This is a genomic window from Arthrobacter sp. UYEF36 (assembly GCF_040547025.1).
Taxonomy (GTDB): Bacteria; Actinomycetota; Actinomycetes; order Actinomycetales; family Micrococcaceae; genus Arthrobacter.
Genome location: NZ_JBEPOX010000003.1, coordinates 124,759 through 150,182 on the forward strand (window position 1 = coordinate 124,759; position 25,424 = coordinate 150,182).

Here is a 25,424-nt window from a genome sequence, read left to right on the forward strand (position 1 = left end):
TCATTTGATGCCTGAGCCAATCAAAGTTGGTGGGAATAGCCCGGTCACGAGTGGTTGCTACTTGCCTTTACGAACTATGCTCAAAAGGCCATGTCCGGGTAGTACTCACTACCCGGACATGGCCGCCCGCGCTGGCACCGGAATCTGAGAGGCAAGTACCGCCGAACGCCGGAGGAGGGTGGTCTAAGTAGTCATCAGGATCTTCAGGGCGTCGCGCTCGACGGCCACGGCGAGGTGCGTTCCGGTGCCGAGGTGGTCACCGTCCAGCTGGAATTCCTGCTCGTGCTCCAGGGTGATCTCTGCGGATTTGCCCTGGAAGTACTCCACGGATTCGGTCTCGCTTTTGTTCCGGCCGAAGATCCCGGCAACAACCCCCAGCCAGCCAAGCCGGCCCCGCGGGGCCAGGACCAGCAGGTCCAGCACGCCGTCGTCGACCTTAGCGTCCGGGAAGATCTCGACTCCGCCCATGATCCGGCCGCAGTTGCCGATCATGACGCTGCGGATCCTGCGGCGGACGGGCTCCCCGCCGTCGACGCTGATCCGCGCCTTGACGGGTTTGCCGGGGAGTTTGCGGATGCCGGCCTCCACGTACGCAAGCCAGCCCATGCGGTCCTTCAGCACGTCGACGGTGTCGGCCATGATGGCGGCGTCGTAGCCGAGTCCGGCCATCACCAGGAACACCTGCTCGTCGTCCGAGTGGTTCAGCCGCGCCTTGACGACGTCGATGGCCTGTTCGCTGCCGGTGAGTACGTCGTAGCAGGCGGAGACCGGGTCGGTGATGTCCACGCCGAGGTTGCGGGCCAGGAGGTTTCCGGTTCCCAGCGGCACCAGCCCCATGGGTGTTCCGGTGCCGGCGAGCACCTCGGCGACGCAGCGCACGGTGCCGTCACCGCCGGCGGCGATGACGACGTCGACCCCGGCCTCCAGGGCCTCGCGCGCCTGGCCGGCGCCCGGGTCCTCGACCGTGGTTTCAAGCCAGAGCGGCTCGGCCCAGCCATGTGTTTCGCACAGCCGGAGGATGGCGCCCTGGAGCGCCGGACCAACGGATTTGGCGGGGTTGATGACCACGGCGGCGCGCCTGGTGGGTGGGGTGCTGTCGAGCGCGGGATTCTCTGGCATGGCGTCCTTCGAGGGCAAGGGGGACGTGGAGTGTCCCGGATTGAAATCCTAACGGGATTCCGTGTGTAACCTCCGCAGCCGCGGCGCGAACCGTGGACGTCTGCGCGCCGGAGTCACTAGACTGGCCATGCTCAACTACTGGAGCCTGCCGTCCCGAGCCTGGTTCGGGCCGGCTGCCTGTCCGGATCAGCCTGGCAGGCCGCACTCCAAGGGCGGGAAGCGGGAGCATATGTCCGAACCACAGGAGAACTACTCGGCTGAGGCCGAAGCGTCCAGCACGGATCCCCACGACTGGGGCCGCGCCATGTCGCGGGCGGTCACGCGGCTGGCGGAGCAGCTCGCCCCAGCGGACAGCGAGGACATCCACGCCTCGCTTGTGGGCAAGGACCTGCACCTCAAGATCCGTGACGACGCGGCAGGGGTCACCATCACGGTCTCCACCGCGCCGTCAGCGGACTCTTCCAGCTGAGTTCCCCTAGCGCCCGGAGGACAGGTCCGCGGAGATGACTTCGGCGGTGGCCACTGTTGCCGCCCGCACCGAGTCCAGGTAGGCCGCCGGGTCGGGCTGGCTCGCGACCGACTGGGCCTGCAATGACACGTTGATCGCGGCAACCACCTTGGGGCCGTCGTGGACCGGTGCGGCGATGGACATCAGGCCGAGCTCAAGTTCCTGGTTCAACAGGCACCAGCCCTGCTTCCTGACGGTCGCCAGTTCGGCGAGCAGTCCCTCGCGCGTCCCGATGGACAGCGGGGTCAGGGGCCGGATTTCTGTGCTGGCCAGGTAGTCCTGCAGCTGGGCGGGCGGCAGTGCCGCCAGCAACACCCGGCCCATCGAGGTGGCGTACGCCGGAAAGCGGGTGCCGACGGTGATGCCGACGGTCATGATCCGGCGCGTCGCCACCCGGGCGATGTAGGCGATGTCCGTGCGGTCCAGCACGGCGGCCGACGTCGACTCCCCCAGCTGGAGGGACAGCTCCTCGAGGTGGGGCTGGGCGAGCTGCGGCAGCGAGAGCCCGGACAGGTAGGCGTAGCCGAGCTGCAGCACCTTGGCGGTCAGGGCGAAGATCTTGCCGTCGGTCCGGACATAGCCCAACTCCACCAGCGTGTAGAGGAACCGCCGCGCCGTGGCCCGGGTGAGGTCCGTCCGTGCCGCCACCTCCGTCAGCGTCATCTTCGGATGGTCCGTGTCGAAGGCGCGGATCACCGCCAGCCCGCGCGCCAGCGACTGCACGTACTGGTCACTGGCCGCCGGCGCGCCAGCGGCCTTGGCGCCCTTTGCTGCGTCAATCATTTCCATGCCTCTCGGTCCCGCACCACTTTATCCGTGCGAGCGGATGCTCAGCTCCCGACGGCGGCGGCGGCCTGGAGCGGCAGCGGAACCATGTCCTGCAGTTCGTCGAGGGTGCAGCCGAACGTCTCCCGGACCTCGACACCGTCGGGACCGGTCAGGAATACGGCCTTGTCCGTGTACACGCGGGTCACACAGCCGATGCCGGTGAGCGGGTAGCTGCAGCTCTCGACGAGTTTGGAGATCCCATCGCGGGTCAGGAGGGTCATCATGACGAAGACATCCTTGGCGCCGGTGGCGAGGTCCATGGCCCCGCCGACGGCCGGGATCGCGTCCGGTGCGCCGGTGTGCCAGTTGGCGAGGTCGCCGGTCGCGGAGACCTGGAAGGCCCCGAGCACGCAGATATCCAAATGCCCGCCGCGCATGATCGCGAAGGAGTCGGCATGGTGGAAGTAGGACGCCCCGGGGAGTTCCGTCACCGGGATCTTGCCGGCGTTGATGAGGTCGCCGTCGATCTGGTCCCCGGTGGCTTCGGGGCCCATGCCCAGCATGCCGTTCTCGGTGTGGAGCGTGATGTTCTGCTCCGGCTCGAGGTAGTTGGAGACCAGGGTGGGCTGGCCTATGCCCAGGTTCACGAAGGAGCCGGGCTTAATGTCCCGCGCCACCAGGCGGGCCAGGTCATCGCGGCCCAGCGGCTTGTCGGAGGTCTGAATGCCTGCCTGGCTGTTGGACTGGCTACTCATCTCAGGCCACCTTTACAATGCTGTTGACGTAGATTCCGGGGGTCACGACGATCTCCGGGTCGAGGCCGCCCGTGGGGACGATTTCTGAGACCTGGACCACGGTGTGTTTGGCCGCGGCGGCCATGATCGGGCCGAAGTTCCGGGCCGTCTTGCGGTAGACGAGGTTGCCCACGCCGTCGGCCTTGAGCGCCTTGATGAGCGCGACGTCGGCGTGGATGGGGGTCTCGAAGACCTGGCCGCGGCCGTCCAGGATGCGGGTTTCCTTGCCTTCGGCCAGCATGGTGCCGTACCCGGTGGGGGTGAAGAAGCCGCCGATCCCGGCGCCCGCGGCGCGGATCCGCTCGGCGAGGTTGCCCTGCGGCACAAGTTCCAGTTCGATCTCGCCGGCGCGGAACTTCGCATCGAAGTGCCAGGAGTCGGACTGCCTCGGGAAGGAGCAGATCATTTTCTTCACCCGGCCTTCCTTAATCAGCAGCGCGAGGCCCTGGTCGCCCTGGCCGGCGTTGTTGTTGACGACGGTGAGGTCCTTGGCGCCGCAGTCCATCAGCGCGTCGATGAGTTCGAACGGCTGGCCGGCGTTGCCGAAGCCGCCGATCATGACGGTGGAGCCGTCCTTGATGCCGGCGACAGCCTCGCCGACGCTGTCTACAAAGTTCAGCATTCGCTTATGCCTTTCCGGTGTTGGTTCCGGCAACGGTCATGTTTTCGAGGACGACGGCGAGGCCCTGGCCGACGCCGATGCAGATCGCGGCGACGCCCCAGCGTTCACCGGAGGCCTGCAGGGACCGGGCCAGGGTGCCGAGGATGCGGCCGCCGGAGGCGCCCAGGGGGTGGCCCATGGCGATCGCGCCGCCGTGCCGGTTCACGATCGAGTGGTCTATGCCCCAGGCGTTGATGCAGGCCAGGGACTGCGCGGCGAAGGCCTCGTTGAGTTCGACGGCGCCGACCTGGTCCCAGCCGATCCCGGCCTTGGCGAGGGCTTTGTTCGCGGCCTCCACCGGGGCGTAGCCGAAGTACTGGGGGTCGTTGGCGTGCGCGCCGCGGCCCGCGATCCGGGCCAGCGGCTCCAGGCCCAGGATGCCCGCGGCGTTCTCGGAGCCGAGCCAGGCCGCGGACGCGCCGTCGGAGAGCGGCGAGGCGTTCCCGGCGGTGACGGTGCCGCCCTCGGTCCGGAACACGGTCTTGAGCCCGGCGAGCTTCTCCGCCGAGGACCCGGCACGGATGCCCTCATCCCGGGTCAGGTCCGTGCCCGGGACCATGGTGACGAGCTGGTCGTAGAAGCCCTCGTCCCAGGCCGCGGCGGCGAGGTTGTGGGAGTTGGCGGAGAATTCGTCCTGCGCCTGCCGGGTGATCCCGTACTTCTCCCGGAGCCGTTCGGTGGCCTCGCCCAGGGACACCGTCCAGTCCGGGCGCATGGCCTTATTCACCAGCCGCCAGCCCAGCGTGGTGGAGACCAGGGCCATGTCCCCGGCCGGGTAGGGCTTCTCCGTTTTGGGCAGCACCCAGGGGGCGCGGGACATCGATTCGGCGCCGCCGACCAGCATCAGTTCGGCGTCGCCGGTGTTGATCTGGCGCGAGGCGATGATCGCCGCGTCCAGCGAGGAACCGCAGAGCCGGTTCACCGTGGTCCCGGGGATCGAGACCGGCAGGCCCGCCAGCAGGGTGCCCATCCGGGCGATGTTGCGGTTTTCCTCGCCCGCGCCGTTGGCGTTGCCGAAAACCACCTCATCGATCCGCTCGACGTCGAGCTTCGGCGCGCGCTTCACCGCTTCACCGATCACATGGGCGGCGAGATCGTCCGGGCGGACACCGGCGAGCCCGCCGCCGAACTTCCCGAACGGGGTCCGCACGGCGTCGTAGAGGTAGGCCTGGTTCATGAGGTTTTGTCCATTCCAGTGTTGTCCATTCCGGCGTTGTCCATGGAATGGAAGACTTGCTGCGCTGTCTTGAAGGCGGTGTTGGCGGAGGGAACCCCGCAGTAAATGGCGGTCTGCAGCAGGATTTCCTTGATCTCGTCCCGGCTCAGGCCGTTGGTGACGGCCGCGCGGAGGTGCATGGCCAGTTCTTCCCAATGGCCGTGGGCCACCATCGCGGTGATGGTGACGGCGGAGCGCATCTGCCGGGTCAGGCCTGGCCGGGTCCAGATACCGCCCCAGGCGATCCGGGTGATCATGTCCTGGAAGTCCTCGGTGAAGGAATCCTTGCTGGCGTTGGCGCGGTCCACATGCGCGGCACCGAGCACCTCGCGCCGGACCACCATTCCGCCGTCGTAGATTTCCTGGCTGGTGGCGTCCGGCTGGACTACGCCGTTCCGGGCTGCGCCGCTGAGATCTGCACCGGGGAGCTGGGGGCGGTTTTGCTGGGGGTCGGTCACTTGGCTGCTCCACTGGATTCGGTCCACGTGATGAGGCTCCGCAGCAGCTCGGCGACGTGGCCGGGTGCCTCAAACGGGGCCAGGTGTGCCACCCCTTCGAGGGTGATGGCACTGGCTGTGCCGCCGCCTGCGGTGATCCCTTCGACGATCGCCTCGGCGAAGGACGGCGGGGCAACGCTGTCCTGGGCGCCTGCGACAGCCTGGGTGGGGACGCTGATGCTGCCGAGCTCGTCCCGGACGTCGAAGCCGGCGAGGGCCTCGCAGCAGAAGGCGTAGCTGAACCGGTCGGCGTCGCGCAGGCTGTGCAGCAGCCGGCCGCTGAGTTCGGGCTGGTGTTCCATAAATCCGGGGCCGAACCAGCGCTGGGCCGATCCCTGGATCATCACGGGCGTGCCCTGGGTGCGGACGGTTTCCGCGCGTTCCAGCCAGCCCTCGGGTGTGCCGAGCTTCGCTCCGGTGCACTGCACGGACAGGCTTTTAAGCCGTTCGCCGTGCTTAATGCCCAGCTGCAGGCCGGTGGCGCCGCCCAGCGACACGCCGGCGTAGTGGAACCTCGCCCCGGGGGCGATCGAATCCACCAGCTCAACAACGGCGTCGGCCAGTTCGGCGACGGTGAACGTCTCCTTCGCGGCCGGTGAGATGCCGTGGCCCGGCAGGTCCCAGGCGACGACGTCGACGTCGTCCCCGAGCAGGGCGCCGGCCTGGGTCCACAGCAACGTGGACGTGCCCAGGGACGGGCCCACCACGAGGAGGGGCTTGTCGCCCAGCGGGCGCTGGGGCGACAGCAGTACTGCCTTGACTGTTGGTCTAGCCACGGGAGGCTCCGTTCAGCTCGGGGGTCGGTGATGGGGTGTGGGATCCGGCGTGCGGGACGCCGTATTCCGGGTAGGCGGCAAGGATGCGCCGGGAGATTTCGGCGGCCTGGCCGAGGTAGTTGGCCGGATCGAGCAGCTCCTCCAGCCGGGCGTCGGAGAGCAGCTCCGTCGGGACGGCCGCGCGGAGCAGCCGCCGGTAGGTGGACGCCTGGTCCGCGGCCGGGACCTGGAGGGTCTGGTCCACCACGGACTGCAGCCGCTGCTTGCCGTCCGCACTGTTCTTACCCGGGACGCTGCCGGACAGGAGCGGTGCGACGGCGGCCGTGACGGCCTCGCTGAGCAGCAGCGGCCCCGAAAGCTCCAGGTTGCGCCGCATGGCATCGGGGAAGACCTGCAGGCCCTCGGCGAGTTCGCGGAGCTGCACGGCGGCGCCGAGGCCGAGGCGGAGGAGCTGGCGCAGCGCCGGCCATTCGCTGTGCCAGGCACCGTCAGGGCGTTCATCGTTGAAGTTGGCGGCGGCCAGGTGCAGCTGCGCGGCCTGGCCCGGCGCCTGCAGGGCTGCGCTGCGGACCAGCACGGACAGCACGGGGTTCTGCTTCTGCGGCATGGCCGAGGACCCGCCCCGGCCGGCGGCGCGGGGCTCGGCGAGCTCGGCGACTTCCGGGCGGCTGAGGAACAGCACGTCGGCGGCGACCTTGCCCGCAGCGTCGGTCACGGCGGCCAGGGCGTCGCCAAGGGAGGTGACGGCCAGCCGGTTCGTGTGCCAGGGCGCCGGGACCGCGGCGAGGCCGAGTTCCGCGGCCAGCCGGTCGGAGAGATCCAGGGGGCCCAGGCCCGAGCCCGCCGCCAGGACGGTGCCGGCGGCCAGGGTCCCGGCCGCTCCCCCGGTCTGCACGGGGAAATCGAGGGCCTCAAGCCGGCGGGCGGCCGCGGCAAGGCCGTGGAACCATTGGGCTGCCTTGAGCCCGAAGCTGAACGGCAGGGAGTGCTGGGTGAGGCTGCGGCCCACGCACAGGGTGTCCGCATGCTCTTCGGCGAGGGCGGCCAGTGCCGCCGTCGCTGCCGTGAGCTCGGTGAGCAGTCCCCGGACCGCCTCCCTGCACAGCAGCATGAGGGCACTGTCAAGCACGTCCTGGCTGGTCAGCGAGGTGTGCACGGCTTTCCCGGCACCGATTCCCGCCGTATCAAGGGTGTTGACCTGCCTGCGGAGGTCCGCCAGCAGCGGGATCACCGGGTTGGCGCCGCCCTGGGCGCGCACGGCAAGGTCCGCGAGGTCATAGCGGCCCACCTCGGCGGCCGCGGCCACCATTGCGGCGGACCCGGCCGGGGCGAGGACTGCCTGTTCCAGCACCACGGCCCAGGCGGCCTCGACCCGGAGAATGGCCGCCAGCACCGCCCGGTCCCCGGTCAGCGCCGCCACCAGGGGCGACGCCGACACGGGACTCAGGAGGCCAAAATCACCCTGCGGGCCGGCGTCGCCTCCGGTGGCTCCGCTGGTTTCACGAGGAATCACTTCGAGGCGCCCTCAAAGTCGAGGAACACCGTTTCGCCCGCGCCCTGAAGCCGGATATCCCAGGTCAGGCCGCCGTCGGCGTCGCGGCGGGCGATCAGCGTCTTGCGGCGTTCCGGATCCAGCGAGGACAGCAGCGGATCCGCGGCCAGGGCCTCCTCGTTCTCCGGCAGGTAGATCCGGGTGAAGAGCCGGTTCATGAGGCCGCGGGCGAAGACCGCGACGGAGATGAACGGCGCTGCGCCTTCCTCGGTGGGGCCGGGGTTGACCGTGGTGAAGGTGAAGACGCCGGTGTTGCCCACGGCGCTGCGGCCGAAGCCGGTGAAGGTGTAGCCGTCACGCACGAGCGAACCCGTGTGGTGCGGGACCTTTCCCTCGGCGTCCGCCTGCCAGATTTCCAGGATCGCGTCCGGGATGGGGTGCCCGGCGCCGTCGTAGACGGTGCCCTGGAGCCGGATGGAGCCCGGGGAGCCGGGGGCCAGCAGCTCGCGGTCCCTGGTGTAGGGCAGCGCGTAGCCGTAAAAGGGGCCTACGGTCTGGCCTGGTGTCGGGGTGAGTTTACTCATGCTGGCCTTATTCATTGTCGTCTCCTGCTGCGCCCAATGCCTCGTTCTCTGTCCAGGTCCGCTTCGACCCGGTCAGGACGATGTCCCAGTTGTACGCCAGGGCCCACTCGGGCTTGGTCTGCTCGTGGTTGTAGGTGGCCACAAGCCGGTCCCGGGCGTCCTGGTCGACAATCGACTGGTAGATCGGGTCCAGCGGGAAGAGCTGGTCGCCGGGGAAGTACATCTGGGTGACGATCCGTTGGGTAAACTCCTGCCCGAACAGGGAGAAGTGGATGTGGGCCGGGCGCCAGGCGTTGAGGTGGTTCTTCCACGGGTAGGCGCCGGGCTTGATTGTGGTGAAGCTGTAGGAGCCGTCGGCGCCCGTGATGCAACGGCCGACGCCGGTGAAGTTGGGGTCCAGCGGGGCCGGGTGCTGGTCCCGTTTGTGGATGTAGCGGCCGGCGGAATTCGCCTGCCAGATCTCCACCAGCTGGCCGGCGACGGGACGGCCGTCGCCGTCGAGCACGCGGCCGGAGACGACGATGCGTTCGCCGAGCGGTTCACCGTTGTGCTGGATGGTCAGGTCCGCTTCCAGCGCGTGCACGTCCATGTGTCCGAACGCCGGAGAGTACAGCTCAATGGTTTCCGGGTCCGCGTGGTGCAGGTCCTTGGTGGGGTGGCGCAGGACGCTGCTGCGGTACGGTGCATAGTCCAGCCGGGGCTGGATCTCTGCCGGGGCGCCGTTTTTGAGCGCCTGCGCGTAAGCCTCGCCGATGGCCTTCATCTCGGCACTGAGGTCCGCCTGCGACTCCGCGGCCGCATCCAGGGGCGCATACGTCTTCGGTGCGGCCTCCGTGGCTTCGTCGGACACGTCTTCGGTGAGCGGATCCGGGTTGTAGATCTCGAGGTTGAGTTCTTCAGGCACAGCAGCCTCCTTTCGTTGGGTGTTGATGGTTGGTTTTGCCATGGCCGGTCAGGAAATAAGGTTCAGCTGGTGCAGGTGGTCGTACTGGACGGCGTGCCGCACCGGGGCGTTGGGCGCCCCGTAGCCGCCGTAGGATCCGCGGCGCTCCACCATTTCGAAGAACACACTGCCGACGGTGGCGGTGTAGAAGTGCAGGAACTCGCCGTCGGCGTCGCGGTCGTAGAGCAGGTTGAGTTCCCGGAGGGTGGCCAGGAAGGACGGGTCCAGGTCGAACCGCGCGTCGAGGTCCTCGTAGTAGTTCTCCGGGATCTGGAGGAAATCAAGGCCGCGGTCTTTCGCGGCGCGGGCCGTTGCCACCAGGTCATCCACGGCGAAGGCGATGTGTTCCTGGTAGGTCCGGCGCTGGCCGGTGCCGGCTGCCACATCCGGGCCGGGGCCGGCACCGTCGCGCTGGATCAGCGGGGCAAGGTTCAGCACCAGGCGGACGCCGCGGTCGCGGGTGAGCATCACCTGGGACCGGACCAGGCCGGTGGGGCTGGCGACTTCCGCGTACGGCTGCGGCTCCAGGGCCAGGGCGCTCGTATAGAAGAGGACGGCTTCGTCGAAGTGCTGCCAGGGCTGCGCCAGGTTCACGTGGTCGATCACGGCGCTCCGCCCCGCCGCCGGGGCGTCCAGTCCCTCGCCGAATTCGCGGGTCCACACGGCAGTGCCGTCGGGGCTGCCCTGGCACAGGAAGATTTCGGTGGAGTCCGGGGCGGCGAAACCCTGGAAAACTTCCTCGTCGGCCTGGCTCTTGCGCGGCACGGCCGGGGCCTTGAGCTGCTGGGCCCGGGCCGCGGCAATCACGGGGGAATCGACGTCGAAGCCCAACGCAGAAATAGCGGGCGCGCCAGCTGCCTGGGGGTCCTCGGCAGACTCCTCATTGATGATCAAGCGGGCGTGGCCCATGGTCCACAATTGCACATTCTTGGTCCGGTGGCGCCCGTTGAACGCAAATCCCAACTGGCCCAGCAGGGACTCAAGTCCGGCGGTGTCCGCGGCCCTGACCTCGGCGAAGTTGAAGCCGGCCGGCTCGGCCACCTGCGGCAGCGTGGCCAGTTCCATTGGGTAACGGCGGCGGCCGGCCGGTCGGGTACCGGCGACATTTCCGGCAGCCGGAGCCGCGTCCAGCCACTTGGCGCTCTGCTCCTCGAGCCAGATCAGCGAGCGCATGGCATCCACGGCGGTGCGTTCGACGTCGGACTGGCGGAAGACGTCGTTGAAGACCTCCAGGGACACCGGGCCGGTGTAGCCGGCCCGGACCACGTGGCCGAGGAATTTGGCGAGTTCGAACTGCCCTTCGCCCGGGAAGACCCGGTAGTGCCGGCTCCAGGACAGTACATCCATGGACAGTTTGGGAGCATCGGCCACCTGGACGAAGAAGATCTTCTCCGGGTTGAAGGATTCGATCGGGGCGGTGTCCCAGTCGCGGGAGAGGATGTGGAACGAGTCAAGGCAGGTGCCCAGGTTCGGGTGGTCCACCGCTTCCACCAGACGGTGGGCGTGCTCGTAGTCGCTGACGTACTTTCCCCAGGCCAGCGCCTCATAAGCCACCTTGACGCCGTGGTCCTGGGCGAGGGCGGCGAGGGCGGCGAGCTGTTCGGCCCGGAGTCCGTCGTCATCGATGCTGGCGGTGGCCACGTTGGAGCAGACCAGGATGGTGTCCATGCCGAGCCGGGACATCAGCCGGAACTTCGCTTCCGCCCGGCGCAGGTTGGCGGCGAGCAGTTCCTCCGGCACACTGTCGAAGTCGCGGAACGGCTGGTAGAGGTCCAGGGTCAGGCCGAGGCCGGCGGCCATTTTCCGGACCTCCTCCGGGCTCAGCGGGGAGGTGACGAGGTCCTGTTCGAAGATTTCGATCCCGTCGAAGCCCGCAATGGCGCAGGCCTGCATCTTTTCCCGCAGGGTGCCCGAGAGGCAGACGGTGGCGATTCCGGTGCGCATCAGGCGGCCACCTCTTCGGCGGCGACGAGTTCCAGGAAGTGGGTGCGCATCCGCTCCGCATCGGCCTCGAGGCCGGTGAAGATGCGGAAGGCGTCGGCGGCCTGTCCCACGGCCATCCGGCCGCCGTCGAGCACGTCGCAGCCCCTGGCGCGGGCCTCGCGGACAAGTTCGGTTTCAATTGGCCGGTACACAATATCCGCGACCCAGTGCCGCGCTGTCACGAGGGACATGTCCAGCGGGACGCCGGGGTGGGCGGCCATGCCCACCGGGGTGCAGTGCACCAAACCGTCGGCCAGCGGCATCAGCTGCGGCAGCTCCGCCGTCGTCCGTGCGGTGACCAGCTGGTCCGGGAAGAAGCCGGCCAGCTCGGCCGCGCGTGCCGCGCAGCGGGCCGGATCTGTGTCCACCAGGTCCAGTTCGCGGACCCCGGCGGTGAGCAGGGCGTAGGCGACGGCGGAGCCGGCTCCCCCGGCGCCCAGTTGCACCACGCGGTTCAGTTTTGCTCCCGGCAGGCCCGTGGCGAGGGCGGCCGCGAACCCGGAGAAGTCAGTGTTGTGGCCGATGAAGCGGCCGTCCCGGATGGTTACCGTGTTCACCGCACCGAGGCGCCGGGCATCCGGAGTGACCTCATCCAGGTGTTCCAGGACCAGCTGCTTGCAAGGGTGGGTGATGTTCAATCCGTTGAAGCCCAGCCGGTAGGCGCCGGTCAGGAGCTCGCCGACGCTCTGGCCGGGAAGTTCCAGCTCGGTGAGGTCGATGGGGCGGTAGAGGTACCGGAGGCCCTGCACGTCGCCTTCGCGTTCATGCATGGGGGGCGTAAGGGACGGCGTCACGCCATCGCCTATCAGGCCCACAAGAAAGGACTCTGCTCGATTGCTCATCCGTATAGCTCCTTTGACAACGGCACTCGGCGGGCGGGGACGCGCGGGGCGCCGGCCGCGGGCCGGGTGTTGGGGATTACAGTACCGCAGTTGTTCACATGTTGCACTGTTGTTCTACTGGCGAACAAATTGGAACGGCGTCCGGCCGGTCGGGCCGCGGAAATCACTGCTGGGGCAGCCGTGCGGACAGCTCTGCCGCCGCCGCCTGGAGCAGCGGGACCAGTGCCACGAGGGCCTCCACACTCATTCGGAAAACCGGGACCGCGGTGGCCAGTGCGGCAAAAGCATGGCCCTGGGAGTTGAAGACGGGGACGGCGACGGCGCGCATGCCCAGCTCGTTTTCCTCATCCATGAGGGCATAGCCACGCTGGCGGACCAGCTCGATCTCGGCCCGGAAGGCCTCCCGGGCGGTGATCGAGAATTCGGTGAGCGGCTCCAGCTCGAGTTCTTCGACGAGCTGGCTGCGGGTGGCGTCGTCAGCGAAGGCCACGAGCGCCTTGCCCACCGAGGTGGTGTGCAGGGCACCCAGGTGCCCGGGGTCGCTCGTAACGCGGAACGTCTGGGGGCCGTCCACTTTGTTGACGGTCAGATGGTGGTTTCCGTCGCGCACCGAGAGGATGGTCGCCTCGCCGGTCTCCTCCGTGACGCGCCGCAGGATGGGCAGGGCCGTCCCGGCGAATCCGTGATGGTTGGACACCCGCTGGCCGAGCTGGAAGATGCGCAGGCCCAGGTGGTACCGGCGGCCGTCCGGCTCGTAGTCCACAAAGCCGTCGCGGGTCAGCGAACCCAGCAGGCGGTAGGTGGTGCTGAAGGGAAGTGCCGCCCGGCGGGAGAGCTCGGCGGCACTCGCACCCCGCGGCTCGTCGCCGAGCAGGACCAGCAGCCCCAGGGCTTTCCCGACCATGTCCGTGCGGGAGTCCTCCTTGGCAGCCTTGGGGCCGGCTTTCCCGCCGGCCGTGGAGTCGATGCCCGCAGGGGCTGGATGGGGGGCGGCGGCGACGTCCGCTTCTGTGTCTTGATTCACACTCATGACCCAATGCTCTCACATGGTGAGAGCTATTTCTAGATGGTGATTATTTTTGTTGACAAGTGACCACCCTCACAGTCATGATTGCTACATCGCACAAGTAGCTCCCACAATGTGGCTACTCGTCCGGGTCTTTCCACGAACCTCCTGCTGCCGCACCCCTAAAAGCCAGCGGCGGCCGAGACCTTCCTGATCCATCCGCGACAATGTCGTTACACAAAGGAACACCATGAGCCAGACACTCCCGTCTACGACGCCGGGCACTGACACACCGGCAGGGACGCCGAAGAAGGCAGCCCTCGCCAGTTTCCTGGGCAGCGCCGTCGAGTACTACGACTTCTTCATCTTCGGATCCGCCGCTGCACTGATCTTCCCCACAGTCTTCTTCCCCGACGCCGGCGCCAACGCGGCGATCATGTCCTTCGCGACGTTCGGCTTCGCCTACGTTGCCCGGCCGGTCGGCGCCGTCATCCTGGGCCACTTCGGTGACCGGGTGGGCCGCCGCAAGGTCCTCATGTTTACGCTCCTGCTGATGGGCGCTTCCACGTTCCTGATCGGCTGCCTGCCGGACTTCAACACGATCGGCTGGTGGGCTCCGGCCCTGCTGGTGCTGGCGCGCCTCTGCCAGGGCCTCTCCGCTGCCGGCGAGCAGGCCGGCGCCTCCTCCATGACACTGGAGCACGCCCCGGACAACCGCCGTGCCTTCTTCACCTCCTGGACGCTCACCGGGACCCAGGGCGGCCAGATCCTCGCAGCCCTCGTCTTCATCCCCGTTCTGGCCCTGCCGGATGAGATCAAGTACGGCATCGGCTGGCGCATCCCGTTCTGGCTCAGCGCCGTCGTGGTGATTGTTGCGTTCTTCATCCGCCGCACCCTGCACGAGCCCCCGGCCTTTGAGGAAGCCCAGAAAACTGCGCAGATCTCCAAGCTCCCCGTCGCAGACCTGCTCAAGCACCACTGGCGTGACGTCCTCCGCGTCGTGGCCTGCGCGTTCATCGCCGCCGTCTCCACGGTGTTCGGCACCCTGGCCATCGCCTACGCGAAGACCGTCGCCGGCGTGGACGGCACCACCACCCTCTGGCTCGTGGTCGGCGCCAACGTGGTCGCCCTCGGCACCCAGCCGCTCTTCGGCAAGCTCGCGGACCGGATCGGCCGCAAGCCGGTCTTCATCTACGGCGCCCTGGCCAGTGCGGTCCTGACTCCGCTGTTCCTGCTCAGTCTCGAGTCCGGCAGCGTCCCGCTGATGTTCCTGGCCGCAATCGGCTTCTTCTCCTTCGGCTACGCAGCCTCCAACGCTGTCTGGCCCGCCTTCTACGCCGAAATGTTCAGCACCAAGGTCCGTTTCTCCGGCCTGGCCATCGGCACGCAGCTCGGCTTCCTGATGGCAGGCTTCGCCCCGGCAATCGTCGCGGCGATGGGCGGCATCAAGCCCGGGGGCTGGGTCCAGATCAGCATCTTCACCGCTGTCATCTGCGTCATCTCGGCCGTCTCGGCCCTGACCGCCAAGGAATCCTTCAAGATTCCCACCAAGGAGCTCGGCCTCAAGTAACCCGGCCGCAGCATTCCGGCCCGGTTACTCCGGGCCGCAGCACCGGAAGCCCGGCGTGTTCACAGGACACGCCGGGCTTTTCCATGTCCCCGGGGGCAGGGCAAAGTGGAACTGGGCCGGAGCGGCTACGGCCGGTCCGCACAGCCGGGGTCAGCCCCTGCCCGTCCCCAGCACTGCGGCCAGATGGTAGCTGACCGGCTCCTCGAGCTGTTCGTAGGTGCACGAACGCGGATCCCGGTCCGGGCGCCAGCGGACAAACTGCGCGGTGTGGCGGAACCGCTCGCCTTCCATGTGGTCGTATTTCACTTCCAGCACCCGCTCCGGCCGGAGCGGGGTGAAGGAGAGGTCCTTGCCTCCGCTCCACCGGCTGCCCTCGGCATTGCGCGGGGTCCGGTTTCCTTCCTCCTGCCGGTCCCCGTGCCAGGGATGCTCCTCGAAGCTGGTTACCAGCGGCTGGAGCTCCTCGAAAAGTTCCTTGCGGCGTTGCATCGGGAAGGCCCCCACCACGCCCACGTTCGCGAGTCCGCCGGCGTCGTCGTAGAGCCCCAGCAACAGCGAACCGATCCGGTCCGGCCCGGAGGTGTGCACCCGATACCCGGCCAGAACGCAGTCTGCGGTGCGTGCGTGCTTGACCTTGAACATGGAGCGCTTGTCCGGCAGGTATGCCCCGTCCAGCGGCTTGGCCACGATGCCGTCGAGCCCGGCCCCCTCGAACTGGTGGAACCAGTCCTCGGCCGTTCCCTTGTCCTGTGTTGCGGCGGTGAGGTGGATCGGAGCCGCACTCCCGGCGAGTGCTCGTTCCAACGCCGCGCGCCGCTCGGCGAAAGGATGCGCGGTGAGGTCCTCGTCATCGAGCGCCAGCAGATCGAACGCGACAAAACTCGCCGGCGTCTGTTCGGCCAGCAGCCGGACCCGGCTCGCCGCGGGATGGATCCGCTGCTGCAGGGTGTCGAAGTCGAGCCGGTCGCCTGAGGTGCCGACCATAATGATCTCGCCGTCGAGCACGCAGCGCTGCGGGAGGTTTGCCTTCAACGCCTCGACCAGTTCCGGGAAGTAGCGGGTCAGGGGCTTGCCGTTGCGGCTGCCGATCTCCACGTCGCCGCCGTCGCGGAAGATGATGGCCCGGAACCCGTCCCACTTCGGCTCGAACATCAGCGCGCCGTCGGGCAGGGACGTCACGGCTTTCGCCAGCATGGGCGCGATCGGGGGCATCAGCGGCAGTCGCATAGGCCTATTGTGGCCGCGCACCGCGCCGCCCGCCAGAGGCAGGCCGGGCAGGGCTCGGCCGGGCAGGCTTTACTCGACAACCGGCCGGGCCGACGGTAGACATTAACGATGGCTATCCTCGGTTTCCACGCATCGCACGAACAGATCAGTCCCGGCCAGCTCCTCAAGGACGTCCAGCTGGCGGAGCAGGCGGGCTTCGACGCCGCCATGTGCTCGGACCACATCGAGCCCTGGTCCGCGCGGCAGGGGCATTCCGGTTTCGCCTGGTCCTGGCTCGGGGCCGCGCTGGCAACCACCAACCTGCGCCTCGGCGTGGTGACGGCGCCGGGCCAGCGCTACCACCCCGCCATCATCGCCCACGCCTCGGCCACCCTGGCGGACATGTTCCCCGGCCGGTTCTGGCTGGCGCCGGGCAGCGGCGAGTACATGAACGAGCACGTCACCGGGGACGCCTGGCCGGACAAGGCGACGCGGCAGCAGCGCCTCGAGGAAGCCGTGCAGATCATCCGCGAACTCCACGACGGCAAGGAAGTGACCCGGAACGGCCTGGTCACCGTCCAGCAGGCCAGGATCTGGGATGTGCCGGAGATCAAGCCGCCGCTGATTGCGCCTGCTGTCAGTGTGGAAACAGCGCGCCGGGGGGCAGCCTGGGCGGACGGGCTGGTCACGGTCAACCAGCCGCACGCGAAACTGAAGGACATGCTCGCCGCCTACCGCGATGCCGGCGGCCGGGGCAAGGCCGTGCTGCAGGTGCACCTGTCCTGGGCGCCGACGGAGCAGGAAGCCGTTGGGGTTGCCCTGGACCAGTGGCGCAGCAACGTGTTCGCCCCGCCCATTCCCTGGGATCTCCCGACGGCGGCCCACTTCGACGGCGTCAGCGCCGACGTCGGCGAGGAACAGGTCCGGAACGTCGTGAACATCTCCGCGGACCCCGGGCAGCACGCGCAGTGGCTGGCCGAATATGTCGAGCTCGGCTTCGACGAGCTGTACCTGCACTTCGTCGGGCAGGAGCAGGCGCCGTTCATCCATGCCTTCGCGGAGCAGGTCCTCCCGCAGCTTCGTGGGTCCGGGAACCCGCGGCAGGACCGGGAGGTGCTGCTGTGAGGATCGCCGAGACCTCGGACCTTTGGTGGAAGAACGCCGTTATCTACTGCCTGGATCCGGAGACGTTCTTCGATGGCGACGGCGACGGCACCGGGGATTTCGGCGGCCTGATCCAGCGCGTGGACTATCTCGCGGCCCTGGGAGTGACGTGCATCTGGCTGATGCCGTTCTACCCCACTCCGGACAAGGACGACGGCTACGACGTGACGGACCTGTACGGCGTGGACCGGCGGCTGGGCACCCTGGGCGACGTGGTGGAGTTCATCCGGACCGCGAAGGACCGGGGGATGCGGGTGATCGCGGACTTCGTCCTCAACCACACCTCGGACAAGCACCCCTGGTTCGTGGAGTCCCGCAAGTCGGTGGACAACCCGTTCCGCGATTACTACGTCTGGCGCAAGGACACCCCGCCGGATACCTCCGAGCAGGTGGTGTTCCCCGGCGAGGAGACGTCCATCTGGACCCAGGACAAGGCCACCGGCGAGTGGTACCTGCACATGTTCGCCAAGCATCAGCCGGACCTGAACGTGGCCAATCCCAAGGTCCGGGACGAGATCGCCAAGTCCATGGGGTTCTGGCTGCAGCTGGGACTGGACGGCTTCCGGCTGGACGCGGTCCCGTTCTTCCTGGAACTGCAGGGCACGTCCAAGGAAGGCTCGGCGCAGGTCGATCCGCACGACTACCTCAGCGCGCTCCGCAGCTTCCTCAACCGCCGCAACGGCGGTGGCGTGCTGCTGGGCGAAGTCAACGTGCCCTACAAGGATCAGGTGAAGTACTTCGGCGGCGCGGCAGGAAACGAGCTGAACATGCAGTTCGACTTCCTGTCCATGCAAAACCTGTACTTGTCCCTCGCCCGGGAGGACGCCCGGCCGTTGGCCAAGACGCTCAGCTCCCGTCCGAAGATCCACCCGGACAACCAGTGGGCCATGTTCGTCCGCAACCACGACGAGCTGACCCTGGACAAACTCAGCGACGCCGAGCGCGAGGAGGTTTTTGCCGCGTTCGGACCGGACGAGGACATGCAGATGTACGGCCGCGGCCTGCGCCGCCGGCTGCCCACCATGCTCAACGGCGACCCCGCCCGGATCCGCATGGTCTACTCGCTGATGTTCGCGCTGCCCGGAACCCCGGTGCTGTTCTACGGCGAGGAGATCGGCATGGGCGAGGACCTGACGGCGAAGGGCCGCTCGGCCGTGCGGTCCCCCATGCAATGGAATGACACCGAGAACGGCGGATTTTCGACTGCGCCAGCAGAGGATCTCGTGGCACAGGTGGTGGACGGCTACTTCGCGCCGAAGAACATCAACGCCGCCGCTGCGAAGAGGGATCCCGACTCACTGTGGAACTTCATGGCCACGCTGATCCAGCGCTACCGGGAAAGCCCCGAACTGGGGTGGGGCGACTTCGAACTCGTCAAGCAACCCGCCGACAAGGTGCTTCTGCACCGGTGCACCTGGGGCGGCTCAACCGTCGTGCTGGCCCACAACTTCGGGGCGGAGCCAGCCTCCGTGGCAGCGAACCTGACCTCCGCCGGGGACCCGGAGCCGGATTTCGAGGGCGCCTATCTGCGGGATCTGCTGGACGGGGAGGACGTCGAGCTGGCACACGACGGCGGTTTCGAGCTTGAGCTGGACCGTTACGGCTACCGGTGGTTCCGGATCCAGCGCCCGGGGGAACGCTACATCCCGTGAGGCTCCGGCAGCCGGGTCGACGACGCCGGTAACTCCGCCGGCGTCGAACGCTTACCCACGTCTTACCGGGCCGAAACGCGGCGGCAACATTGGCGCAGGACACTGAAAGTGCCGGCAAGAGCAGGCACTACTCTCCAGTCCAGGAGCCCCGCCATGTTGAAGGAAGCCAAAGCCCATGTAACGCGCATCCGTGCCCTGGATCAGCTGCACCGCGGCGACGAGATCGAGGCGCGCCTTAGGGTCGGCCCGAATTACGACGACGTCGTGATCCGCCGCGGCAGCGTCCAGGAAACCGCACCCGGTATCGGGGTGGTCTGGATCATGGACCGGCAGTCCGGAACCCGGAAGGCCATCAACACGGACGAGTGCAGTCTCTGGCGGGTCGCCTGAGACTGCTAGCCCCCCGCGACGGACTGGATGATCAGGACCTCCTGTCCCGGGAAAACCTCGGTGGCCAGGCCCTGCAGGCGGCGAATCTCATTCCCGTTGACGTATATATTCACGTAGCGTCGGATCGCCCCGGTCTCATCCCGCAACCGCCTCGACAGCGCCGGGTACTCCCCGGTCACCACGTCCAGCACACCCTCCACCGTCACCGCGGTGTCTGCGGGCGCAGTCAGGAAGGACTGCCCGCCGGCCAGCGGCTGGAGCACACTGGGCAGCACCACACTGATGCCGGCCACGGGTCTCAGGCGCTCACGGCGGCGCCGGGCCCCGCGGAACCGGAGAGGACGGCCGGGGCGACGGCCGTGGCCCGCACGCACAGCACGTCCGGCAGATGCGATGCCACCTCGGCGAAGTGTTCCCCCTCGTCGGCGCTGGCGTAGACGCTGCCGCCGCGCGTGCCGAAGTACACGCCGGCCGGTTCCGCCGCGTCGACGCAAGCGGCGTCACGGAGTACGGAGTTGAATTCCGCTGCCGGGAGTCCGTCGTCAAGCCGCTTCCAGCTCGCGCCCGCGTCGTCGGTCCGGTGGACCGCCAGTTTGCCCTCCGGCGGGATCCTCTCGCCGTCGGCCTTCAGCGGGATTACCCAGGCGGTGCCCGCCCGGCGGGGATGCGTGAGCATCACGAAGCCGAAGTCCGCCGGCAGCCCTTCCGCGATCGACTCCCAGCTCTCGGCGTCGTCGTCGCTGCGATAGACGCCGTGGTGGTTCTGCGCATAGAGGCGGCCGTCGACGGCGGCATCGGCCGCGATCTTGTGCACGCACTGGCCGAATTCCGGGTTGGGGTCGGGCATGAAATAGGCGGAGATGCCCTTGTTGCGCGGCTCCCACGAACTGCCGCCGTCGAGCGAGCGGTAGACGCCGCCGGTGCTCATCGCGACGTGCACCTTCGCGCCGGTGTGGTCGACGACGATTGAGTGTGCCGCGGCGCCGCCGTAGCCGGCGCCCCAGTCAGCGCGGTGCGGGTGGTCCCAGAGGCCGCGGTTGAGCTCGAAGTGTTCGCCGCCGTCGGTGGATTTCCAGACCGAAATCGGCTCGCAGCCGGCCCAGACGACCCCGGGGCGGGATGCGGCGTCGGGGTGGATCTGCCAGACGCGTTCCAAGGCAGCGTCCGTGCCTTCGGGGAAGCGGATGGCGCCTTCCTCGGGCTCGTTCCACGTTTCGCCCAGGTCGTCGGAGTGGAACACGGTGGGTCCCCAGTGCTCCGAACGCACGCCGACCAGAATGCGGGTCCGGCCGTCTCTCGTGTCGATGCCGATGCTCGGGACTTCACTCATCAGGAAGTGCGGGCCGGAAAGGGACCAGTCTTTGCGGTCCGGGCTCGTCGCGAGCCAGAGACCTTTCTTGGTGCCGATTGCCAGGACATAACTCTCTGCGGTAGCCATGCCCCTTATGGAACCACCACCGGAAGATGCCCGCAATGGTTTTCGCTCGGGTTTGTCCCCGCCCGGGGCTGTAGCTCGGAGCCGGCCGTCCGTATTGTCTTCGGGACGGGCGAGTCAGTCGACGAATTCGGACTGCGTCTCGATGAAATCCCAGTCGGCGTCGGTGAGCACCCCGGAAACGTCATCGGGGTGGGGACCACCGGCTTCAGCAATGCCTTGCAGCACGGCCAGCGGCAGCTCGGCGGCCCGCAGGTTCTCCCGCAGCCACTCCTTGCTCGCCAGATCCAGATCCAGCCACCACATGAAGATTTCCACGGCGGTCACCCTTTCCTGAGGTCTTCCACGTTAGGCCCCGCACCGGAGGTGTTCAAGTGCCGCATGGCTCTGGCGGCCTACAGGGCCGAGAGCACGTCCGCTGTGCGCTCCAGTGCGCCGGGGACCAGCGAGTAGTAGGCCCAGGTGCCCCGCTTTTCGCGGTGCAGCAGACCCGCGTCCACGAGGATTTTGAGGTGATGGGACACCGTGGGCTGGCCGAGGTCCAGCGGCTCGGTGAGGTCGCAGACGCAGGCTTCACCGCCGTCGGCCGCCTTGACGATGGACAACAGCCGCAGACGGTTCGGATCGGCAAGGGCCTTGAAGAGCTGGGCCTTGCCCTGCGCCTCTTCCGCGCCCAGCACCGGCATCCCGGACACGGTGCAGCAGGCTTCCGCCGGCGTGGACTCAACAATCTGCTGTGTTGTCATGCTTCCATTATGCACTCACATTGACAGGCGTCGATATAGAGGGACATACTCACCATATCGATCATTATCAATCTATCCGGATAGAGGTCACCATGGCTGGACCCACCAATCTTCCCGTTGCTGTCATCGGAGCGGGCCCGGTCGGCCTCGCCGCGGCCGCCCACCTCTTGGAGCGCGGTCTTGAGCCGCTGATTTTTGAGGCCGGCCCAACCGCGGGCGCCGCCATCGAGCAGTGGCGCCACATCCGGCTGTTCTCCCCGTGGCAGTTCAACACTGACGCGGCAGCCGTTCGCCTGCTCGCCGGAACCGGCTGGAAGGCGCCGGAGGCCACGGTCCTGCCACTCGGCGGCGAACTCATCGACCAGTACCTCACGCCCCTGGCTGCAGTTCCCGCGATCGCGCCCAGGCTGCACACCGGCGCCCGCGTCGTGGCTGTGACCCGACAGGGCCTGGACAAGACCCACAGCCGCAACCGCAACAGCGCAGCTTTTGTGGTCCGGGTCGAACACCCCGACGGCAAAGTCCGCGACTACCAGGCCGCCGGCGTCATCGACGCGTCCGGCACCTGGTCCACCCGCAACCCGCTGGGAACCTCCGGTCTGCCCGCCCTCGGCGAAGCCGCCGCAGCTGACAGGATTTCCTCACCGCTGCCGGATGTCCTGGGCCGTGACCGTGACCGCTTCGAGGGCCGCACGGCGCTCGTGATCGGTGCCGGCCACTCCGCCGCCAACACCCTGATCAACCTCTCCGAACTCGCGAGCCAGTCACCGGCGACAAGGATCCTCTGGGCTGTCCGCGGCGCCTCCGCCGCCAAGGTCTACGGCGGCGGCGACGCCGACGGCCTCGCCGCCCGCGGCCGGCTCGGCAGCCGGCTCCGTCGCCTCGTCGAGTCCGGCGCAGTGGAACTGCACACCGGTTTCGGGATCGCCGCCCTCGCAGCGTCCGGCGGCGCCGTCACCGTGACCTCCACGGACAGCCGCACCCTGGAGGCCGACGTCGTGGTTCCGGCCACCGGCTTCCGCCCCGATCTGGACATCCTCCGGGAACTCCGGCTGGAACTGGACCCGGGCGTCGAAGCCCCGCGGGAGCTCGGCCCGCTGATCGACCCGGAATTTCACTCCTGCGGCACCGTCGAGCCGCACGGTGCCAAAATGCTGGCCCACCCGGAACAGGACTTCTACATTGTCGGCATGAAGTCCTACGGGCGGGCACCGACCTTCCTGCTCGCCACCGGCTACGAGCAGGTCCGTTCCGTCGCCGCGGCCCTGGCCGGGGACCGGGAAGCTGCCGACACCGTCCAGCTCGAACTTCCCGAAACCGGCGTCTGCTCCTCCGACATCGGCACCAGCTGCGACGTCGCCGCCGCGGCACCGGCAGGGGACGTCGCCGAAACCTCGGGCGCCTGCTGCGGGGCGCCCGAGCCCGTCCTCGTCGGGTTCCCGACCGGGCTGGCCCACGGCCGCTCCGGCGAGAACTAGCCTCTGTCCCCTAGCTTTCGTCCACTGAAAACACTGGAGTAATGCCATGACCGACCACCCTGATCACAGCCTGGGGCTGCAGGACAACACCGAACTGCTGCACCGGATCAGTGCCCGCCTGGCCGAGAAATTCACGGGCGTCTTCGCACGCGAAACCGTCGAGCGCTACGTTTTCGAGTCCTACACCGCCCTGGCCCGGACCGCAAAGTTCAGCACGTACCTGCCGGCCACCACCGAGCACTTCGCCAACGACCGGCTCGCCGCCCTGGCGAAGTCAAAGAATGCCGTGGTCAGCGAAGTTCCCGAGGTGCTTTTTGTCTGCGTCCAGAACGCCGGCCGCTCCCAGATGGCTGCGGCTCTGCTCAACGTGGAGGCCAAAGGCAGGATCCGTGTGCGCTCGGCGGGCTCGATGCCGGCGTCGGAATTTGACCCTGCCGTGGTGACCGCCATGGAGGAAATGGGGCTGGACCTGTCCCGGGAGTACCCCAAGCCGCTGACCGAGGACGTGGTCCGCGCTTCCGACGTCGTGATCACCATGGGCTGCGGCGACTCCTGCCCCATCTACCCGGGCAAACGCTACGAGGACTGGGACCTCACGGATCCTTCCGGGCAGCCGGTCGAGACCGTCCGGGCGATCCGCGACCAGAATCACGACCGGGTCAGGGGCCTCGTTTCGTCCCTGCTGGAGACACGTGGCCGCGACACGGGCGCGCCGGACTCTTCCCGCAGCAGCTCCCACGGCAGCGTGGCGGACTGAGCCCATGGCCGCTCCCGGAATGTCACCGCAGCCTGCCGCTGCCGGCGCTCCCCGGGGTGGCCTGGTCTCGCTGTGCATCACCCAGACGACGGGGTGGGGCCTGCTCTACTACTCCCTTCCCGCCGCTGTGCGGCCGATCAGCGAGGACACCGGCTGGGATCCTGCCCTGGTGACGGCGTCCTTCTCCGCCGGACTGCTGGTGTCAGCCCTCGCCGGCATCCACGTGGGCCGGGTCCTGGACCGCACCGGGCCGCGGACCCTGATGGTCTGTGGCTCACTGGTTGGCGTCCTGGCGCTGGTGCTAGTCAGCCTGGCCCCGAACCTGCCGCTGTTTGCGGCCGCATGGCTGCTGGCAGGAACCGCCCAGGCCGCCATCCTCTATCAGCCGGCCTTCACCGTGATCAGCCGCTGGTACGGCCGCGACAGGGTCCGTCCGCTGACCACGCTGACGCTCGTGGCAGGCTTTGCCTCCACGATTTTCGTCCCGCTGACCGCAGGCCTCACCGCCGCCGTCGGCTGGCGCAGCACCTTCCTGGTCCTCGCCGCGCTGCTGGGGCTGGTGACGGTCCCGCTGCACGCACGCTTCCTCAACCGCACCTGGCCGGCCGCGGCGCACCCCGCCCGGCCCGCCGCGGACCACCTCCGGGTTCGGGCCATCGCCCGAAGCCCGGCGTTTCTGGGCCTGCAGGCGCTCATGGTGCTGCTGTGCCTGGGGCTTTACACGGTGACGCTGAACATCATTCCGCTGCTGATGGAAAAAGGGGCCAGCTACGCTGCCGCTGCGCTGGGCCTCGGCCTGGTGGGGGCGGGGCAGGTCGGCGGGCGGCTCCTGTTCGCCGGCATTCCTGCCCGTGCCGGGGTGGCCACCATCGCCGGGGCTGGCGCCGCAGCGGTCCTCTCGCTCGCCGTCCTCCCGGGGCCGCCGGGGTTGCTGATCGCGGCGGGAGTGTTCGCCGGGGCGGTCCGCGGCTGCCAGACGCTGCTGCAGGCCACGATCGTGGCCGAGCGGTGGGGCATGTCCAATCTGGGCGCTTTGCAGGGACGCTTTGCCGCCCCCCTGACCGCGGTGACGGCGCTGGCACCCGCTGCCGGACCGGCGCTTGCCGGCTGGCTGGGCAGCTACACCGGGATGGCCTACGCCATGGCGGGCGCCGCCGGCCTTGCCGCCCTGGCCGCCGGAGCGTTGCTCACCGTCGGAGCGGCACCCCGCAAGGGGCCCCCCGGCACGGACCAGACGGATTCCGCACCGCTGGCCCGCGGAAAGATCAGGGAGTAAGTCCCTGTTCCCGGCGCGGGGCGGGGGCCACAATTGAGTATGTCCGCCGAACGCACGAGTGGTCCGCCGCCCCTCGTGGTCGGCGTGCTCCCGGGGCAGAGCCCCGAAGTGCTGCAGACTGCCGCCTCACTTGCCTCGAAACTCGCCGCGCCGTTGATCTGCGCCCATGTCGATGAGGCGAGCTATCTCGTGGAGTGGGATCCGGCGCGGTCCGCGCACCGGCTCTCCCTGCATCCGGACACTGACAACGCTGAAATCCGGGCCGTGACCCAGGAGTTGCGGAACAAGATCGGCTCAGCCTGCGACGCCCTTGGCATCCATTGGACCCTGCGGACGCTGGCCGGAGACCCCGCCCGGGCGCTGGGCAGACTGGCAGCCGAGGTCGGGGCTGCGATGATCATCGTGGGCACACCGGAACCCGGGCTGGGTCACCGGATTTCCGCAGCCCTCAACGGATCGGTGGCCGCGTGGCTCAGCCACCATCAGGACCATCCGATCCTCATCGTTCCGGTCCGGGCCGCCGTCCGCCACCGAACCAGAAACAGCCCCTGACATGTTGAC

27 protein-coding genes are annotated in these 25,424 nt (G+C 68.3%); 9 read left to right on the top strand and 18 right to left on the bottom strand.

Annotated elements, in window-relative coordinates; all coding sequences use genetic code 11:
• Positions 1-183: 183 nt before the first annotated feature.
• A complete protein-coding gene (locus ABIB29_RS06965) occupies positions 184-1,119 on the bottom strand; it encodes a diacylglycerol/lipid kinase family protein (RefSeq protein WP_354171317.1) in 936 nt (311 codons plus the stop codon).
• 229 nt (positions 1,120-1,348) lie between these two features.
• On the opposite strand from ABIB29_RS06965, the gene ABIB29_RS06970 reads away from it, so the two are divergent.
• Positions 1,349-1,588 carry a hypothetical protein gene (locus ABIB29_RS06970; protein ID WP_354171318.1) on the top strand — a complete coding sequence of 80 codons (240 nt, stop codon included), beginning with the start codon at positions 1,349-1,351 and terminating at the stop codon, positions 1,586-1,588.
• A 6-nt stretch (positions 1,589-1,594) separates the two neighbouring features.
• On the opposite strand, the gene ABIB29_RS06975 is transcribed toward ABIB29_RS06970, so the two are convergent.
• From ABIB29_RS06975 to ABIB29_RS07030, 12 genes are all read right to left on the bottom strand, one after another.
• On the bottom strand, positions 1,595-2,410 hold the full coding sequence (locus ABIB29_RS06975; RefSeq protein ID WP_354171320.1) for an IclR family transcriptional regulator domain-containing protein: 816 nt from the start codon (positions 2,408-2,410) through the stop codon (positions 1,595-1,597).
• A gap of 47 nt (positions 2,411-2,457) precedes the next feature.
• Entirely contained in the window at positions 2,458-3,150 is a 693-nt protein-coding gene (locus ABIB29_RS06980; RefSeq protein ID WP_354171322.1) for a 3-oxoacid CoA-transferase subunit B, read from the bottom strand.
• A 1-nt stretch (position 3,151) separates the two neighbouring features.
• Entirely contained in the window at positions 3,152-3,811 is a 660-nt protein-coding gene (locus ABIB29_RS06985; RefSeq protein ID WP_354171324.1) for a 3-oxoacid CoA-transferase subunit A, read from the bottom strand.
• Between the two features lie 4 nt (positions 3,812-3,815).
• Positions 3,816-5,027, bottom strand: a complete 1,212-nt coding sequence (locus ABIB29_RS06990; protein ID WP_354171326.1) for a thiolase family protein — start codon at positions 5,025-5,027, stop codon at positions 3,816-3,818.
• On the bottom strand, positions 5,024-5,524 hold the full coding sequence (gene pcaC, locus ABIB29_RS06995; protein WP_354171328.1) for a 4-carboxymuconolactone decarboxylase: 501 nt from the start codon (positions 5,522-5,524) through the stop codon (positions 5,024-5,026). Before pcaC ends, ABIB29_RS06990 begins: the two co-directional genes overlap by 4 nt.
• Positions 5,521-6,339 carry an alpha/beta fold hydrolase gene (locus ABIB29_RS07000; RefSeq protein WP_354171330.1) on the bottom strand — a complete coding sequence of 273 codons (819 nt, stop codon included), beginning with the start codon at positions 6,337-6,339 and terminating at the stop codon, positions 5,521-5,523. Before ABIB29_RS07000 ends, pcaC begins: the two co-directional genes overlap by 4 nt.
• A complete protein-coding gene (locus ABIB29_RS07005) occupies positions 6,332-7,852 on the bottom strand; it encodes a lyase family protein (RefSeq protein WP_354171332.1) in 1,521 nt (506 codons plus the stop codon). Before ABIB29_RS07005 ends, ABIB29_RS07000 begins: the two co-directional genes overlap by 8 nt.
• Positions 7,849-8,415 (bottom strand): protocatechuate 3,4-dioxygenase subunit alpha, encoded by a 567-nt coding sequence (gene pcaG, locus ABIB29_RS07010; RefSeq protein WP_354171334.1) that lies wholly within the window; start codon positions 8,413-8,415, stop codon positions 7,849-7,851. Before pcaG ends, ABIB29_RS07005 begins: the two co-directional genes overlap by 4 nt.
• A gap of 7 nt (positions 8,416-8,422) precedes the next feature.
• Positions 8,423-9,319 (bottom strand): protocatechuate 3,4-dioxygenase subunit beta, encoded by an 897-nt coding sequence (gene pcaH / locus ABIB29_RS07015; RefSeq protein ID WP_502915570.1) that lies wholly within the window; start codon positions 9,317-9,319, stop codon positions 8,423-8,425.
• A 48-nt stretch (positions 9,320-9,367) separates the two neighbouring features.
• The gene (locus ABIB29_RS07020; protein WP_354171336.1) at positions 9,368-11,302 is read right to left on the bottom strand and encodes a bifunctional sugar phosphate isomerase/epimerase/4-hydroxyphenylpyruvate dioxygenase family protein; all 1,935 of its coding nucleotides are present in this window, start codon (positions 11,300-11,302) and stop codon (positions 9,368-9,370) included.
• On the bottom strand, positions 11,302-12,183 hold the full coding sequence (locus ABIB29_RS07025; protein ID WP_354171338.1) for a shikimate dehydrogenase: 882 nt from the start codon (positions 12,181-12,183) through the stop codon (positions 11,302-11,304). Before ABIB29_RS07025 ends, ABIB29_RS07020 begins: the two co-directional genes overlap by 1 nt.
• A 163-nt stretch (positions 12,184-12,346) precedes the next feature.
• The gene (locus ABIB29_RS07030) at positions 12,347-13,213 is read right to left on the bottom strand and encodes an IclR family transcriptional regulator (protein WP_502915571.1); all 867 of its coding nucleotides are present in this window, start codon (positions 13,211-13,213) and stop codon (positions 12,347-12,349) included.
• 226 nt (positions 13,214-13,439) lie between these two features.
• On the opposite strand from ABIB29_RS07030, the gene ABIB29_RS07035 reads away from it, so the two are divergent.
• Positions 13,440-14,759 (top strand): MFS transporter, encoded by a 1,320-nt coding sequence (locus tag ABIB29_RS07035; RefSeq protein WP_354171339.1) that lies wholly within the window; start codon positions 13,440-13,442, stop codon positions 14,757-14,759.
• 150 nt (positions 14,760-14,909) lie between these two features.
• Here ABIB29_RS07035 and ABIB29_RS07040 read toward each other — a convergent pair whose 3' ends face one another.
• Complete coding sequence (locus ABIB29_RS07040; protein WP_354171340.1) at positions 14,910-15,986, bottom strand: ATP-dependent DNA ligase; 1,077 nt, start codon at positions 15,984-15,986, stop codon at positions 14,910-14,912.
• 108 nt (positions 15,987-16,094) lie between these two features.
• Here ABIB29_RS07040 and ABIB29_RS07045 point away from each other — a divergent pair, with 108 nt between their 5' ends.
• The 3 genes from ABIB29_RS07045 (at position 16,095) to ABIB29_RS07055 (ending at position 19,171) form a co-directional block, all read left to right on the top strand.
• Entirely contained in the window at positions 16,095-17,090 is a 996-nt protein-coding gene (locus tag ABIB29_RS07045) for a TIGR03885 family FMN-dependent LLM class oxidoreductase (protein WP_354171342.1), read from the top strand.
• A complete protein-coding gene (locus tag ABIB29_RS07050; protein WP_354171344.1) occupies positions 17,087-18,781 on the top strand; it encodes an alpha-amylase family protein in 1,695 nt (564 codons plus the stop codon). Before ABIB29_RS07045 ends, ABIB29_RS07050 begins: the two co-directional genes overlap by 4 nt.
• Before the next feature lie 153 nt (positions 18,782-18,934).
• On the top strand, positions 18,935-19,171 hold the full coding sequence (locus ABIB29_RS07055; RefSeq protein WP_354171346.1) for a hypothetical protein: 237 nt from the start codon (positions 18,935-18,937) through the stop codon (positions 19,169-19,171).
• A 5-nt stretch (positions 19,172-19,176) separates the two neighbouring features.
• Here ABIB29_RS07055 and ABIB29_RS07060 read toward each other — a convergent pair whose 3' ends face one another.
• From ABIB29_RS07060 to ABIB29_RS07075, 4 genes are all read right to left on the bottom strand, one after another.
• Positions 19,177-19,464 (bottom strand): MoaD/ThiS family protein, encoded by a 288-nt coding sequence (locus tag ABIB29_RS07060; RefSeq protein ID WP_354171348.1) that lies wholly within the window; start codon positions 19,462-19,464, stop codon positions 19,177-19,179.
• A gap of 5 nt (positions 19,465-19,469) precedes the next feature.
• Positions 19,470-20,609 carry a WD40/YVTN/BNR-like repeat-containing protein gene (locus tag ABIB29_RS07065; RefSeq protein ID WP_502915572.1) on the bottom strand — a complete coding sequence of 380 codons (1,140 nt, stop codon included), beginning with the start codon at positions 20,607-20,609 and terminating at the stop codon, positions 19,470-19,472.
• Between the two features lie 114 nt (positions 20,610-20,723).
• Positions 20,724-20,924 (bottom strand): hypothetical protein, encoded by a 201-nt coding sequence (locus ABIB29_RS07070; RefSeq protein WP_354171588.1) that lies wholly within the window; start codon positions 20,922-20,924, stop codon positions 20,724-20,726.
• Between the two features lie 77 nt (positions 20,925-21,001).
• Positions 21,002-21,352, bottom strand: a complete 351-nt coding sequence (locus ABIB29_RS07075; RefSeq protein WP_354171349.1) for an ArsR/SmtB family transcription factor — start codon at positions 21,350-21,352, stop codon at positions 21,002-21,004.
• 92 nt (positions 21,353-21,444) lie between these two features.
• On the opposite strand from ABIB29_RS07075, the gene ABIB29_RS07080 reads away from it, so the two are divergent.
• From ABIB29_RS07080 to ABIB29_RS07095, 4 genes are read left to right on the top strand one after another with little or no spacing between them, the layout of a single operon-like run.
• Complete coding sequence (locus ABIB29_RS07080) at positions 21,445-22,830, top strand: NAD(P)-binding domain-containing protein (RefSeq protein ID WP_354171350.1); 1,386 nt, start codon at positions 21,445-21,447, stop codon at positions 22,828-22,830.
• A gap of 46 nt (positions 22,831-22,876) precedes the next feature.
• Positions 22,877-23,587, top strand: a complete 711-nt coding sequence (locus ABIB29_RS07085; RefSeq protein WP_354171352.1) for an arsenate reductase ArsC — start codon at positions 22,877-22,879, stop codon at positions 23,585-23,587.
• Positions 23,588-23,591: 4 nt separating this feature from the next.
• Positions 23,592-24,863, top strand: a complete 1,272-nt coding sequence (locus ABIB29_RS07090) for an MFS transporter (protein WP_354171354.1) — start codon at positions 23,592-23,594, stop codon at positions 24,861-24,863.
• Between the two features lie 39 nt (positions 24,864-24,902).
• Positions 24,903-25,415, top strand: coding sequence for a universal stress protein (locus ABIB29_RS07095; RefSeq protein ID WP_354171356.1), 513 nt, complete (start codon positions 24,903-24,905; stop codon positions 25,413-25,415).
• The last annotated feature ends 9 nt before the right edge of the window (positions 25,416-25,424 follow it).

Bases quoted from the DNA above. Each gene is read 5' to 3' on its own strand.
- ABIB29_RS06965 (WP_354171317.1), bottom strand. From the start codon at position 1,119: ATGCCAGAGAATCCCGCGCTCGACAGCACCCCACCCACCAGGCGCGCC.
- ABIB29_RS06970 (WP_354171318.1), top strand. From the start codon at position 1,349: ATGTCCGAACCACAGGAGAACTACTCGGCTGAGGCCGAAGCGTCCAGC.
- ABIB29_RS06975 (WP_354171320.1), bottom strand. From the start codon at position 2,410: ATGATTGACGCAGCAAAGGGCGCCAAGGCCGCTGGCGCGCCGGCGGCC.
- ABIB29_RS06980 (WP_354171322.1), bottom strand. From the start codon at position 3,150: ATGAGTAGCCAGTCCAACAGCCAGGCAGGCATTCAGACCTCCGACAAG.
- ABIB29_RS06985 (WP_354171324.1), bottom strand. From the start codon at position 3,811: ATGCTGAACTTTGTAGACAGCGTCGGCGAGGCTGTCGCCGGCATCAAG.
- ABIB29_RS06990 (WP_354171326.1), bottom strand. From the start codon at position 5,027: ATGAACCAGGCCTACCTCTACGACGCCGTGCGGACCCCGTTCGGGAAG.
- pcaG (WP_354171334.1), bottom strand. From the start codon at position 8,415: ATGAGTAAACTCACCCCGACACCAGGCCAGACCGTAGGCCCCTTTTAC.
- ABIB29_RS07020 (WP_354171336.1), bottom strand. From the start codon at position 11,302: ATGCGCACCGGAATCGCCACCGTCTGCCTCTCGGGCACCCTGCGGGAA.
- ABIB29_RS07025 (WP_354171338.1), bottom strand. From the start codon at position 12,183: ATGAGCAATCGAGCAGAGTCCTTTCTTGTGGGCCTGATAGGCGATGGC.
- ABIB29_RS07030 (WP_502915571.1), bottom strand. From the start codon at position 13,213: ATGAGTGTGAATCAAGACACAGAAGCGGACGTCGCCGCCGCCCCCCAT.
- ABIB29_RS07035 (WP_354171339.1), top strand. From the start codon at position 13,440: ATGAGCCAGACACTCCCGTCTACGACGCCGGGCACTGACACACCGGCA.
- ABIB29_RS07040 (WP_354171340.1), bottom strand. From the start codon at position 15,986: ATGCGACTGCCGCTGATGCCCCCGATCGCGCCCATGCTGGCGAAAGCC.
- ABIB29_RS07045 (WP_354171342.1), top strand. From the start codon at position 16,095: ATGGCTATCCTCGGTTTCCACGCATCGCACGAACAGATCAGTCCCGGC.
- ABIB29_RS07055 (WP_354171346.1), top strand. From the start codon at position 18,935: ATGTTGAAGGAAGCCAAAGCCCATGTAACGCGCATCCGTGCCCTGGAT.
- ABIB29_RS07065 (WP_502915572.1), bottom strand. From the start codon at position 20,609: ATGGCTACCGCAGAGAGTTATGTCCTGGCAATCGGCACCAAGAAAGGT.
- ABIB29_RS07075 (WP_354171349.1), bottom strand. From the start codon at position 21,352: ATGACAACACAGCAGATTGTTGAGTCCACGCCGGCGGAAGCCTGCTGC.
- ABIB29_RS07080 (WP_354171350.1), top strand. From the start codon at position 21,445: ATGGCTGGACCCACCAATCTTCCCGTTGCTGTCATCGGAGCGGGCCCG.
- ABIB29_RS07085 (WP_354171352.1), top strand. From the start codon at position 22,877: ATGACCGACCACCCTGATCACAGCCTGGGGCTGCAGGACAACACCGAA.
- ABIB29_RS07090 (WP_354171354.1), top strand. From the start codon at position 23,592: ATGGCCGCTCCCGGAATGTCACCGCAGCCTGCCGCTGCCGGCGCTCCC.
- ABIB29_RS07095 (WP_354171356.1), top strand. From the start codon at position 24,903: ATGTCCGCCGAACGCACGAGTGGTCCGCCGCCCCTCGTGGTCGGCGTG.